Origin of the sequence: Brucella sp. NBRC 113783 (assembly GCF_040372265.1) — a bacterium.
GTDB lineage: Bacteria > Pseudomonadota > Alphaproteobacteria > Rhizobiales > Rhizobiaceae > Brucella > Brucella teleogrylli.
In genome coordinates, this window is sequence record NZ_BAABRX010000005.1 from 145,939 (window position 1) to 158,193 (window position 12,255).

Genomic DNA, 12,255 nt, shown 5'->3' on the forward strand with positions numbered 1-12,255 from the left:
AAACTAGAATCAGGGCGCACAAAGGAACGCATTGCTCGCGTCGGGAGACGCAATTCGTCACGCTCTTTTGCTCTCTTTCATCCGGACTATACCGTCGGCTCCGGCATCTCACCGGATCTGCTGACCCTGACAGAAGAAGCGAATCAGCTTCCTTCTTTCAGGCGCTCGCGGGCTTAGAAATCGCTTTCCATACCGCCGGTGGGGAATCTCACCCCGCCCCGAGAACAAGCCCACGCACTATTGCGAGAGCACCCTTAAATTAAGTGGCGGCTGCGATCTTGTCCAGTCGGTTCACAGGATTTTTATCCCATTAAAGAGCGTGCAGCGTCATTTTTGGTCTACGGAAATTCAAACGTTTAGGCGCTAGCCGCAACAGCTCCCCAAAAAAGCCTAAATGCCTCATTTCTCATGCGAAATTGCCCGCAGAAAAGGGCAGCAAATTTTAATCGATTAAATTTTTCACTATTTATCATATCTGCCGTATTGACACCCATCAGGGGTTTCAGCCTATCCTAAGCATTACATCTTGTCGGTTGGATGCGGTTCATCCATAAAAGACAACGTTGTCAATTGGGGTGAGGCGGCGTAAAGATGGTATGGAGGACATCGCAGCACGTCGTGTCGTTTGGCCGGGGTATCCGGCGGGGATCATCTCCCTGTGTCGGGTTGCGGCAGTGAATGAGGAGGAGCCGGTTGTATGGAGCGACCGGTTTCAGTTTGCGCCTGAAGGCGCGGACAGGACGAAGGAAATATAAGTTTCGTTTGTTTCTACGGGAGGTAGACATGCATAAACTTCTGAAACTCGCCGCTATGGGCACCGCTGCCTGCGCTTTGCTCGCCGGAATGGCGCCTGTCGCAAATGCACAGGATGCCAAGCAGAATGTTGAGGTTCTGCACTGGTGGACCGCTGGCGGTGAAGCTGCCGCGCTCGATGTTCTCAAGAAGGACCTCGAAAAGAAGGGCATCAGCTGGACTGACATGCCGGTTGCAGGCGGTGGCGGCACCGAAGCCATGACCGTTCTGCGCGCCCGCGTTACCGCTGGCAACGCACCGACCGCCGTGCAGATGCTCGGTTTCGACATTCGCGACTGGGCCGAGCAGGGCGCTCTTGGCAATCTCGATGAAGTTGCCAACAAGGAAGGCTGGGACAAGGTCATTCCGGCTCCGTTGCAGGCATTCGCCAAGTATGAAGATCACTGGATCGCCGCGCCTGTGAATGTCCACACCACCAACTGGATGTGGATCAACAAGGCCGCGCTCGACAAGGCAGGCGGCAAGGAACCGGCAAACTGGGATGAGTTGATTGCGCTTCTCGACAAGTTCAAGGAGCAGGGCATCACGCCAATCGCCCACGGTGGCCAGCCTTGGCAGGATGCGACGATCTTCGACGCTGTCGTGCTTTCGTTCGGCACCGATTTCTACAAGAAGGCCTTCATCGATCTCGACCCGGAAACGCTGGGCAGTGATACGATGAAGCAGGCTTTTGACCGTATGACCAAGCTGCGCAGCTATGTCGATGACAACTTCTCCGGTCGCGACTGGAACCTGGCTTCGGCCATGGTCATCGAAGGCAAGGCCGGTCTGCAGTTCATGGGCGACTGGGCCAAGGGCGAATTCGTGAAGGCCGGCAAGAAGCCGGGCACGGATTTCGTCTGCATGCGCTATCCGGGCACGCAGGGCGCGGTGACCTTCAACTCCGACATGTTCGCGATGTTCAAGGTTTCCGACGACAAGATCCCGGCGCAGATGGAAATGGCATCGGCTGTTGAAAGCCCGACCTTCCAGTCGGCCTTCAACGTGGTCAAGGGCTCGGCGCCTGCACGCACCGACGTGCCGAACACCGACTTCGATGCTTGCGGCCAGAAGGCTATCGCCGACCTGAAGGAAGCCGATGGCAAGGGCACGATGCTGGGTTCCATGGCGCATGGCTATGCCAATCCGGCAGCCGTCAAGAACGCGATCTACGACGTGGTGACCCGCGAGTTCAACGGACAGCTCTCTTCGGAAGATGCTGTCAAGGAACTCGTCTCGGCTGTCGCTGCAGCGAAGTGATGCGCTGAATAGGCGTCCGGGAAGTTTAAACCTCCCGGACGTTTTTTATCCGGCCCGGATTCTCCGACCGGCGCAGCAATATCGTAACTAATCAAGCATTGCATGATGTTGTCTTGCATGGTTCCATCTGAACCGGTGAAGGCATCTCGGACCAACGCATTTTGCAGCCGGGTCGCGATCCGGTCTTGCATAAATGCCGCTGAAACGATCGTCTCCAATACGCCTTCATGGGGCATCAGGAGCGGCGCAAACTGGGTGGCGCAAATATGCAGCGTAACAGCCGATTGCAGGAAATCATCCCCAAGCTGGTCTTGGCTCCGAGTTTCCTGATCGTCCTCGTCTTCGTCTACGGGTTTATCATCTATACCGGCGTGCTTTCGCTGACCAACAGCCGCATGCTGCCATCCTACGGCTTCGTGGGATTGTCCAATTATGAGAAACTCTGGGCGCTGCCGCATTGGTGGCGGGCGATCACCAATCTGGCGATTTTCGCGTCGCTCTATATCATCATCTGCTCGGTGATCGGCCTGTTTCTGGCCATTCTGCTCGACCAGAAGATCCGCGGCGAAGGCTTTTTGCGTCCGATCTATCTCTACCCGATGGCCCTTTCCTTCATCGTGACCGGCACGGCATGGAAGTGGTTTCTCGATCCGGGCATCGGGCTTGAAAACACCATGCATCTGTGGGGTTGGGAAAGTTTTTCCTTCGGCTGGATCAAGAGCAACACCATGGCGATCTACTGTCTGGTGATCGCCGCCGTGTGGCAATCGTCGGGTTTCGTGATGGCGATGTTTCTTGCCGGCCTACGCGGCGTTGATAATGAAATCATCAAAGCGGCCCAGATCGACGGCGCTTCGACCGCCACGATCTATCGCCGCATCATTATTCCGCTGATGCGCCCGGTATTTCTGTCGGCCTTTGTCGTGCTGGCGCATCTGGCGATCAAGGCCTACGATCTGGTGATCGCGCTGACCGGCGGCGGGCCGGGGCAGGCGACCGAACTTCCGGCGACATTCATGTATTCCTATACGTTCACCCGTAACCAGATGGGCATTGGTGCTTCGTCAGCGATTATCATGCTGGCGATGATCTTCTCTATCATCATTCCCTATCTCTATTCGGAAATTCGCGGAGGGTCGCGGTCATGAGCGCCCAGTCGCAAGATAACGCCATCAACAGCGGAAAGCTGACGCGAGCGCTGATCTACACCGCGCTGCTGCTCTTCGCCTTTTATTATCTGTTGCCGCTCTATGTGATGCTGGTCAACTCGTTCAAGCCGCTGGAAGAAATCCGTCAGGGCGGCATGTTGAACTTGCCGCAGCAATGGACCATCGAGCCCTGGCTTTCGGCCTGGTCCACGGCGCAGATCGGTGTGCAGCCTACCGGACTGAAGCCGTTCTTCATCAATTCCATTTTGATGGTCGTGCCTGCCGTGGCAATCTCCACGATCATCGGCGCGTTGAATGGTTACGTGCTGACTAAATGGCGCTTTCGCGGCTCGAACATCTTCTTCGGACTGCTGCTTTTGTCATGCTTCATTCCGTTCCAGATCGTGCTCATCCCCATGGCGCGTGTGCTCGGGCTTTTCGGCATTGCCGGAACGATATGGGGCCTCATCATGGTGCACGTCATCTATGGTCTCGGCTTCACGACCCTCTATTTCCGCAACTATTACGAAGCGTTCCCGACCGAGCTGGTGCGTGCCGCGCAGATTGATGGCGCAAGCTTTTTCCAGATTTTCTGGCGCATTTTGCTGCCGTCGTCGGGGCCGATCATCGTGGTGTCGGTGATCTGGCAGTTCACCAATATCTGGAACGACTTCCTGTTCGGCGCGTCCTTCTCCGGCGCGCACTCCACGCCGATGACGGTTGCGCTCAACAACCTCGTTTCGTCTTCCACAGGCGTCAAGGAATATAACGTCCATTTCGCGGGCGCCATTCTGGCGGCTCTGCCGACGCTGATCGTCTATATCGTATCTGGCCGCTACTTCGTGCGCGGTCTGATGTCCGGTGCCGTCAAGGGATAAGTTCAATATGTCATTTCTGAAAATTACCGATCTCTACAAATCCTATGGCACCGTCTCGATCCTGAAAAACATCAATATCGAGATTGAAGAAGGCGGCTTTCTGGTTCTCGTTGGCCCGTCGGGTTGCGGCAAGTCCACACTGCTCAACACGATTGCCGGTCTTGAGCCGATCACCTCCGGCGACATTGCCATCAACGGCAAATCGGTTGCCGGCCTGCATCCATCTCAGCGCGATATCGCCATGGTCTTCCAGTCCTATGCGCTTTATCCGAACATGACGGTTGCCGGAAACATCGCTTTCGGCATGGAAATCCGCAAAGTTCCGAAGCCCGAGCGCGACAAGGCCATTCAGGAAGTGGCCGACATGTTGCAGATCGGGCATCTGCTCGACCGCAAGCCGAGCCAGCTTTCCGGTGGTCAGCGCCAGCGCGTCGCCATGGGCCGCGCATTGGTGCGCAATCCGCAGGTCTTCCTGTTCGATGAACCGCTGTCGAACCTCGATGCGAAGCTGCGTGTGGATATGCGCACCGAAATCAAGCGGCTGCACAACCGCATGAAAACCACCATTGTCTATGTCACGCATGACCAGATCGAAGCCATGACGCTGGCAACCAAAATCGCGGTGCTGAAAGACGGCGTCTTGCAGCAGTTCGGCACGCCTGCGGAGATTTATAACAATCCGTCCAACATGTTCGTGGCGGATTTCATGGGTTCACCGGCGATGAACCTGCTGTCCGTTGCAGTGGAGAAGAACGGCACGGATTATGCAATCTCGCTTGATCGCGGGGATGGGCAGGCTTTGACGCTGCCGCTGAAGAACGCGCCGCAAGCGCTTGGCGATTACGTGGGCAAACAGGTTGTCTTCGGCATTCGTCCGGAAGCCTTGACTGATCCCGACGGCGCGGATCGCAATGCGGGCGCTGTCGTGGAAGGCGACTGCCTGATTGACGTGGTCGAACCGGCAGGGTCGGACACGTTCGCGGTAACCCGTCTTGGCGGCAAGCATGTGGTCGCCCGGCTGCGCGCCGATGCGCGCATCGTTGCCGGGCAAGCATCGCGGCTCGCCTTCAATCTCGACAAGTCGGTGTTCTTCGATCCGACGAGCCAGGCACGGATTCTGTAGAACAACATTCGCCAGATACGGGAAATCGGTATCTAAACCGCTTCCCCATTCTGGCTCGCCGTTCAAAGCCAAAACGAAAAGAGCGCTTCCGACCAATCGGAAGCGCTCTTTTTCATAATTTGCCTGGAGGGCAAAATCAAATTCGATCTATGAACATCGCAAGCACTGGACCAGCCTCATCGGGCGGTCAACTCAGCGCAGAAAATCCAGTCCCAGAAGACCGACCGCAAGCGCCGTGTTCAGCGAAATGATCATCATGCCATAAACAAGTGCAGTTCTCGTAATATCGTTCATTTCCTACCTCCTTGAGCCGGGACCACCCCTTCCAGACTCGAAGCCTCGTGAAACTGTTACCGAATGTAACAGTCCGTTACGGAGAGCGCAACCCCGCTTTACACAATTGTGAACGATTGAAATCTGCCGTGAGAAAATTGGCTGCCGGCAGCCCGCGCTCGCGGTCCGGTCGCAAAAATCGCCACCAAGTCACCACAATGTGAGAAAAAATTGGCTAGCAATCTATCTATAAGCTCGACATAGCTTCGGCAGGCTTTATGTAAAAAGCACGGCTTATTCGGATATTCATCGTGAACCGCATCATTCCACTTGTGCTGGCTATTGCTCTTTTCATGGAGCAGATGGATTCGAATGTCATCTCGACATCTTTGCCAGCAATTGCCGCAGATATCGGCACCAGCCCGATTGCGCTCAAGCTGGCGCTGACGGCCTATCTCGTCGCGCTCGCGGTGTTCATCCCAGTCAGCGGCTGGATGGCCGATCGGTTTGGCGCCAAAAATGTCTTTCGCGCGGCCATTGCCGTCTTCGTCGTCGGTTCGATTGCCTGTGCAGCAGCAAACTCGCTGACCGCCTTCGTGGTTGCGCGCTTCTTGCAGGGCATGGGCGGCGCGATGATGACGCCGGTGGGGCGTCTTGTGCTTATTCGCTCCACACCGCGCAGTGAGCTTGTCTCCGCCATGGCGTGGCTGACGATCCCGGCCATGGTCGGCCCGTTGGTTGGTCCGCCGGTTGGCGGCTTCATCACGACCTTTCTCACCTGGCACTGGATATTCCTGATCAATGTACCCATCGGCGCTGTCGGTATCTGGTTTGCAACGCGCTTCCTGCCCGATAATGACGAGCGCATCGTCAAGCGTCTCGACTGGCCGGGTTTCGTTCTTTCCGGCATCGCCATGTCTGGTGTGGTCTTCGGCCTCTCAGTGGTCAGCCTTCCGGCGTTGCCGCCCGCCGTTGGCTTGGTCACTCTGGCTGTCGGTCTGATCTGCTCGGTGCTTTACATCGGCCATGCGCGGCGCAGCGCCGATCCGCTGCTCGATCTGCGGCTGTTCGACAATCAGGTTTTCCGTTCGGCAGTGTTCGGCGGCAGTATTTTCCGCTTTGGCATTGGCGCAATTCCGTTTCTGCTGCCGCTGATGTTCCAGCTCGGCTTCGGGTTCTCTCCGTTCCAGTCGGGCATGATAACCTTCGTGTCAGCCATCGGCGCTATCAGCATGAAGTTCGGTGCAAAACGGATTTTCGCTCGGATCGGTTTCCGGCGCGCCTTGATGGCGGGCTCGATCATTTCGGCGGGCTTCATCGCGGTAAACAGCCTGTTCACGCCTGCAACGCCGATCTGGTTCATTCTCGGCTTCCTGCTGGTCGGCGGCTTTGCGCGCTCCCTGTTCTTTACCGGCGTCAATGCGCTGGCCTATGCGGAAATTCCGGATGAGAAGACCAGTCAGGCCACGCCGATGACCGCTGTTGCACAGCAGGTTTCGCTGGCGATTGGCGTTGCGCTTGCCGGCGGCGTTCTGGAAATCAGCAGTGGCTTGCGCGGTGCGCCGCTTGCTTTGGTCGATTTCCACGTCGGCTTTATCGTGGTGGCTTTGGTCTCCGCAGTGGCATTCTTCTGGTTCGCGCGGCTTTCGCCCGATGCCGGTCACGAATTGGCCGGGCCGACTGTCGTTAAACCGAAGAGCACTGAGCGTGCTGTAGTCGAAGCGGCAAACTCGTCGGCGGGTAAATAAAAGGGGCCGTGGGGCCCCTGTCGTGACTTTGCGATTTCGTTTGAAAATCAGCCTTTAAAATCCCGTGCGAGCAGATAAAGCTCCACCGATTCCGCGCGCGATGCGGGCGGTTTGACGTGATGCACGGAGCGGAATTTCTGCTTCAGCATGGCCAGGAGCTCGTTTTCCGTGCCGCCCTGAAATGTCTTGGTCAGGAAGTGGCCGCCGGGCTTGAGCACCGAGACCGCAAAATCAGCCGCCACTTCACACAGATGCACCGTGCGCAGATGGTCGGTGCGACGGTGACCGGTGGTAGGTGCCGCCATATCGGAAATGACGAGATCTGGCTTGTCGCCAAGCGCTTCCATCAGCTTCTGGGGTGCTTCATCGTCGAGAAAGTCCATTTCCAGAAGGATAACGCCCGGCAGCGGATCGACATGCAGATAGTCGATGCCGACAACATGCGGGTCTTCATCGGTGGAGCCGACGATCTTGGCCGCAATCTGCGACCAGCCGCCCGGTGCTGCGCCAAGATCGATGATCTTCTGCCCCTTCTTGAGCAGGTCATAGCGGTCGTTGATTTCGATCAGCTTATAGGCCGCGCGCGAACGATAGCCATCCTGCTTGGACTTGTGCACATAGGGGTCGTTCAGGTGACGCAGCAGCCAGCGACGCGAGGATTCCTTGATCGTGCCTGCCTTTTTCTTCACGCGCACGTGCAGATTGCTGGTGCCCGCACCACCACGCCCACCAGTTTTGGCGCCCGTCTTCGTGCCGCCCTTGTTTCCGCCTGCTTTGCTCATTTTCAGTTGCCTGTTCTAGCGCCAACAGCGCATTTATTGGCGCAATTGCGCACGATTGTGCCGCCATGCGCCGTCGCGCGACATCAGTTCGGTCAGGATGCCTTCACGCAAACCGCGATCCGCCACCAGAAGTTTTTCACTCGGCCAAACCTTGCGGATGGCATCGAGAATGGCGCAGCCTGCAAGAACCAGATCGGCCCTGTCCGCACCGATGCATGGATTTGCCACCCGCGCCTCGAAATCCCAGGAGAGGAGGCGGCTCGTCATCTGCGTCACATCTTCCGAGCCCATCCACATGCCATCGACGCGGCGACGATCATAGCGTTCGAGACCGAGATGAATACCCGCCAGTGTGGTCACCGTACCGGATGTGCCGAGCAAATGGAAACGCGGGCTTGAAGCCAGTTGGCCCAAGCAGTGCCGTTCGGCAAAGCTGGACAGAAGCTCGGTCACATGACCGACCATCGCCTCGAAACTTTCCTGCGTGACATTGCGCCCACCGAAACGCTCGGCAAGGGTCACGACCCCAACGGGCAGCGACGTCCATGCCATGATGTGTTCGGCAAGACGCGGCGAACGGCGTTGTGAAACGTCGATCAGCGCGATTTCGGATGAACCGCCGCCAATATCGAACAGCACCACGGCTTCCGTTTCGCGCGCCACCAGCGTTCCGCAGCCCGAAACGGCCAGACGCGCCTCGGTCTGGCGATCGACGATTTCCAGTTCAAGTCCGGTTTCCTCGCGGACACGCTCCAGAAACTCTTCGCCGTTGGAAGCCGCGCGGCAAGCCTCCGTCGCAATCAGACGCGAACGGCGAATTTTCTTGCCCGCCAGCTTGTCGCGGCAAATCTTGAGCGCTTCAATGGCGCGCAGCATGGCGTTGTCGCTCAGTCTGCCAGTCGCGCTCAAGCCTTCGCCGAGGCGCACGATCCGCGAAAAAGCATCCACAACGCGAAACTGTCCCGGCCGGGTCGGCGATGCAACCAGCAGGCGGCAATTGTTGGTGCCAAGGTCGAGCGCGGCATAAAGCGGCGCTTCGGCGTGGTAGTGCCGTGGAGGCTGTGCCGTGCCGTTCTTGCGCTTGGCTTGAGACGATGCCTGCGCATGGTTGTCACGGCGCGGGGTTTCGTGGCCTTGCTTGGCGGTGTGTTCAGCGGCCCGCGGCGCGGCATTCGTCTGCTGCTGCGCCTGCTTCTTCTTGCGGGCGCGTCGGCGACGATTCGAAATTTTGCCGGGAGACTTGGCTTCCTGATGCGCGGCTTCTTCCGCAGCTTTCTGTGCAACAGCTGCTTCCGATCGCCGTCCCGCTTTGCCACGGTGACGACGGCGCGCACGCTTCCGCTGGCTGCCGGAACCCTTGTCGTCCGCTTCACTTTGCGGCTTTGGGCATCCTGAATCGGGTGCGCTACGCGCATTGCCCGCTTCTGCAACGGCTTCCTTGCGCGCTTTGCGCTTGCCGTTGTGGGACGGACTCCGGGCTTGAGCATTTCCCGATTGTCCGCCGGACGCCCCTTGATGCGCCTTTTCTACGGGGCGCTCCTCGGGGTTTTTCAAGGTACTGATCCTTATAAGCGCCGCGCGAACCGTCAGGACGCAAGCTGGACACTTCAATTATTACGTTGCCCTTAATGTAACAGCGGTTTCCTCTTTTACCAAGGGGCAGGCCGGTGAGACTCGGCGGAAAATTTTGAAAAGAACGAATGAATTGCGCCAAGGCGAAAAATGAGAGGGCCTTCGCAAACACGAAAGCCCTCTTTTGAAAGCAAAATGTCCGGTCAGATGTCGTAAGTGTGCGCGGCGTTGATGGTTGCGACAAACTGCTTGGTACGCTCGCGGGATGGGCGCGTGAAAACTTCATGCGCAGAGCCGGTCTCGACAATATTGCCCGATTCCAGAAACACCACATTCTGCGAAATCTTCGAGGCGAGGCGCAGATCGTGGGTGGCAATCACCATCGTCGTGCCTTCCTTGGCAAGTTTGCTCAGCACATCCACCACTTCCGAGGCAAGTTCAGGATCGAGCGCCGAAGTGGGTTCGTCGCATAGCAGCACGCGTGGCGAAGGCGCCAGCGCACGGGCAATCGCGATGCGCTGCTGCTGCCCACCGGACAAGGTCGATGGCCAGGCGTCGGCCTTATGGGCCATGCCCACTTTCTGCAACAGTTCCATCGCGCGTTCGCGGGCCTTGGCTTTCGGCCATTTCAGCACGGTGACGAGGCTTTCCATGACATTCTGGATCGCGGTCTGATGCGGAAACAGCTGGAAATTCTGAAACACCATGCCGGTCTGGCGGCGAATGGACTGAATGGCCTGCCAGCTTGGCTTGCGCCCCGGCTCGAAAGTCAGCGTCTGTCCGCCGAGCGACAACGTGCCGGATGTCGGTACTTCCAGCAGGTTGATGCAGCGCAGAAGCGTACTCTTGCCGCCACCTGATGGGCCGACAAGGGCCGTCACCGAGCCTTCAGAGATCGTGACATTGATGTCGTTGAGGATAACAGCGTCGTCGAAACGCTTGACGATGTGTTTCAGCTCGATCATGCGTTTGTCTCCAGCGTGCCGCCATAGCGCCCGAAGCGTCGTTCAAGCCGTACCTGAAGGGCAGACAGAACCGAACTCAGCGCCAGATAGATCAGCGCGGCCTCGATATAGAGGATCAGCGGTTCGTAGGTTGTAGCGACGATGCGCTGTGCCGACTGGAAAAGCTCCGGCACGGTGATGGCGGCGGCGAGCGAGGTATCTTTCACAAGCGAAATGAACGTGTTGGAAAGCGGCGGCACAGCGATTCTCGTCGCCTGCGGCAACACGGTGCGGGTCAGCGCCTGACGCCAGCTCATGCCAATGGAATAGGCGGCTTCCCATTGGCCCTTGGGCACGGACGAGATGACCGCGCGGATAATTTCCGAACTATAGGCACCGACATTCAACGTGAAGCCAATGAGGGCTGCCGGGAACGCATCGAGATAAATGCCAATGCTCGGTAAGCCATAGAAGATCACGAAAAGCTGCACCAGTAGCGGCGTGCCACGGAATATCCAGACATAGAAGCGAGCAATTGATGAGAGCCAGACCGGCGCGAAAAGCCGGACGAGGGCCGTCAGAAGCGCCAGCGCCAAACCAAAAACGAAGGACAGCAATGTCAGTGGAATTGTGAAGATCAGCCCCGCCCAGAGAAGGGTCGGGAGCGACTCGATCATGAGTTGTAGCCAATCAGGCACTTAGGTCTGCTCCTTCGCACGCAAAGCAGTGTCGGTTCAAATCGAGATGATCAGGCACCGGCAAGGCACTCTCATTCATCTTATACTGTTTGTGGAAAACGATCTCTGAAATTCAGTGGGAATAATTTTCTACTACACAATAAAAGAAGCCGGAAATGAATTCCGGCTTCATCGTTTATGTATCCGGAAGCTTACTTGGAAACGTCCTGACCGAAATATTTCTGCGCAATCTTGTCGTAGGTGCCATCGGCCTTGATATCGTCCAGCGCCTTGTTGATGGCTGCGACGAGGTCGTCGTCGCCCTTGCGAACGATGATGCCCGAAGCGTCAGCATTTTCCTTCTCTGCGGCGATCTTGACCGGAGCCTTCGGCTGCTGCTTCTTGAAGTCAAGGAAGGATAGGCTGTCATTGAGCGTCGCATCGGCGCGGCCCGTCAGCACGAGCTGGATCGACTGGTCGAAACCATCGGTCGCCACAAGTTCCGCGCCGGCTTCCTTGGCGAGCTTGCCGTAGTTGCTGGTCAGCGACTGTGCCGACTTCTTGCCCTTCAGATCGGCAAAGTCCTTGATCGTGTCGTTCTTGTCGTTGACGATCAGAACAACCTTGGAAACGATGTAAGGGTTGGAGAAGTTGAACTTCTTCTTGCGCTCTTCGGTGATGCCAACCTGATTGATGACGGCATCATAACGATTGACGTCGAGACCGGCGATGAGGCCGTCCCACTTGCCTTCGATGAATTCCGGCTTCACGCCGAGCTTGGCAGCCACGGCTTCACCGATTTCCACGTCGAAGCCGACGAGCTTGTTTTCCTTGTCGTGATAGGTGAAAGGCGCATAGGTGCCTTCCGTGCCGATCTTCAGAACGCCCGCCGACTTGATGGCGTCGAGATTTTCTCCGGCCATTGCGCCGGTGAAGAGAGCTGCCTGAATGATGCCTGCGGTAGCGATGATCTGAGCGAATTTCATTTTCGGTATCCGTGAACTGGTTGATGTTCTATTGATCGCAGAAATTTAATTCTAAAGATGCGTCCAAAACGA

The 12,255-nt window shown here is 57.2% G+C and carries 10 protein-coding genes and 1 riboswitch; of the genes, 5 read left to right on the forward strand and 5 right to left on the reverse strand.

Features of this window, described 5'->3' with window-relative positions; translation table 11 throughout:
• Positions 1 to 65: 65 nt before the first annotated feature.
• A riboswitch (FMN riboswitch) is annotated at positions 66 to 230 on the reverse strand.
• A gap of 553 nt (positions 231 to 783) precedes the next feature.
• The 5 genes from ABWW11_RS16780 (at position 784) to ABWW11_RS16800 (ending at position 7,222) form a co-directional block, all read left to right on the forward strand.
• Positions 784 to 2,052, forward strand: a complete 1,269-nt coding sequence (locus ABWW11_RS16780) for an ABC transporter substrate-binding protein (RefSeq protein WP_109367219.1) — start codon at positions 784 to 786, stop codon at positions 2,050 to 2,052.
• Between the two features lie 266 nt (positions 2,053 to 2,318).
• The gene (locus ABWW11_RS16785; protein ID WP_109367972.1) at positions 2,319 to 3,200 is read left to right on the forward strand and encodes a carbohydrate ABC transporter permease; all 882 of its coding nucleotides are present in this window, start codon (positions 2,319 to 2,321) and stop codon (positions 3,198 to 3,200) included.
• Positions 3,197 to 4,078, forward strand: a complete 882-nt coding sequence (locus tag ABWW11_RS16790; RefSeq protein ID WP_109367220.1) for a carbohydrate ABC transporter permease — start codon at positions 3,197 to 3,199, stop codon at positions 4,076 to 4,078. The genes ABWW11_RS16785 and ABWW11_RS16790 overlap by 4 nt, the downstream gene beginning before the upstream one ends.
• 7 nt (positions 4,079 to 4,085) lie before the next feature.
• Positions 4,086 to 5,201, forward strand: coding sequence for an ABC transporter ATP-binding protein (locus ABWW11_RS16795; RefSeq protein WP_121538241.1), 1,116 nt, complete (start codon positions 4,086 to 4,088; stop codon positions 5,199 to 5,201).
• Positions 5,202 to 5,785: 584 nt separating this feature from the next.
• On the forward strand, positions 5,786 to 7,222 hold the full coding sequence (locus tag ABWW11_RS16800; RefSeq protein ID WP_109367222.1) for a DHA2 family efflux MFS transporter permease subunit: 1,437 nt from the start codon (positions 5,786 to 5,788) through the stop codon (positions 7,220 to 7,222).
• Between the two features lie 47 nt (positions 7,223 to 7,269).
• Here the strand turns inward: ABWW11_RS16800 and ABWW11_RS16805 are convergent, their stop codons facing one another.
• The 5 genes from ABWW11_RS16805 to ABWW11_RS16825 form a co-directional block, all read right to left on the reverse strand.
• On the reverse strand, positions 7,270 to 8,004 hold the full coding sequence (locus tag ABWW11_RS16805; protein WP_109367223.1) for an RlmE family RNA methyltransferase: 735 nt from the start codon (positions 8,002 to 8,004) through the stop codon (positions 7,270 to 7,272).
• 33 nt (positions 8,005 to 8,037) lie between these two features.
• Positions 8,038 to 9,558, reverse strand: a complete 1,521-nt coding sequence (locus ABWW11_RS16810; RefSeq protein ID WP_109367224.1) for a Ppx/GppA phosphatase family protein — start codon at positions 9,556 to 9,558, stop codon at positions 8,038 to 8,040.
• A 221-nt stretch (positions 9,559 to 9,779) separates the two neighbouring features.
• Positions 9,780 to 10,541 carry an amino acid ABC transporter ATP-binding protein gene (locus tag ABWW11_RS16815; RefSeq protein ID WP_109367225.1) on the reverse strand — a complete coding sequence of 254 codons (762 nt, stop codon included), beginning with the start codon at positions 10,539 to 10,541 and terminating at the stop codon, positions 9,780 to 9,782.
• On the reverse strand, positions 10,538 to 11,218 hold the full coding sequence (locus tag ABWW11_RS16820; RefSeq protein WP_121538242.1) for an amino acid ABC transporter permease: 681 nt from the start codon (positions 11,216 to 11,218) through the stop codon (positions 10,538 to 10,540). The genes ABWW11_RS16815 and ABWW11_RS16820 overlap by 4 nt, the downstream gene beginning before the upstream one ends.
• Positions 11,219 to 11,409: 191 nt before the next feature.
• Positions 11,410 to 12,183, reverse strand: a complete 774-nt coding sequence (locus ABWW11_RS16825; RefSeq protein WP_109367227.1) for an amino acid ABC transporter substrate-binding protein — start codon at positions 12,181 to 12,183, stop codon at positions 11,410 to 11,412.
• Positions 12,184 to 12,255: the final 72 nt, after the last annotated feature.

Excerpts from the sequence above, each read along its gene's own strand:
- ABWW11_RS16780 (WP_109367219.1), top strand. The coding sequence starts at position 784 with ATGCATAAACTTCTGAAACTCGCCGCTATGGGCACCGCTGCCTGCGCT.
- ABWW11_RS16785 (WP_109367972.1), top strand. The coding sequence starts at position 2,319 with ATGCAGCGTAACAGCCGATTGCAGGAAATCATCCCCAAGCTGGTCTTG.
- ABWW11_RS16790 (WP_109367220.1), top strand. The coding sequence starts at position 3,197 with ATGAGCGCCCAGTCGCAAGATAACGCCATCAACAGCGGAAAGCTGACG.
- ABWW11_RS16795 (WP_121538241.1), top strand. The coding sequence starts at position 4,086 with ATGTCATTTCTGAAAATTACCGATCTCTACAAATCCTATGGCACCGTC.
- ABWW11_RS16805 (WP_109367223.1), bottom strand. The coding sequence starts at position 8,004 with ATGAGCAAAGCAGGCGGAAACAAGGGCGGCACGAAGACGGGCGCCAAA.
- ABWW11_RS16815 (WP_109367225.1), bottom strand. The coding sequence starts at position 10,541 with ATGATCGAGCTGAAACACATCGTCAAGCGTTTCGACGACGCTGTTATC.
- ABWW11_RS16825 (WP_109367227.1), bottom strand. The coding sequence starts at position 12,183 with ATGAAATTCGCTCAGATCATCGCTACCGCAGGCATCATTCAGGCAGCT.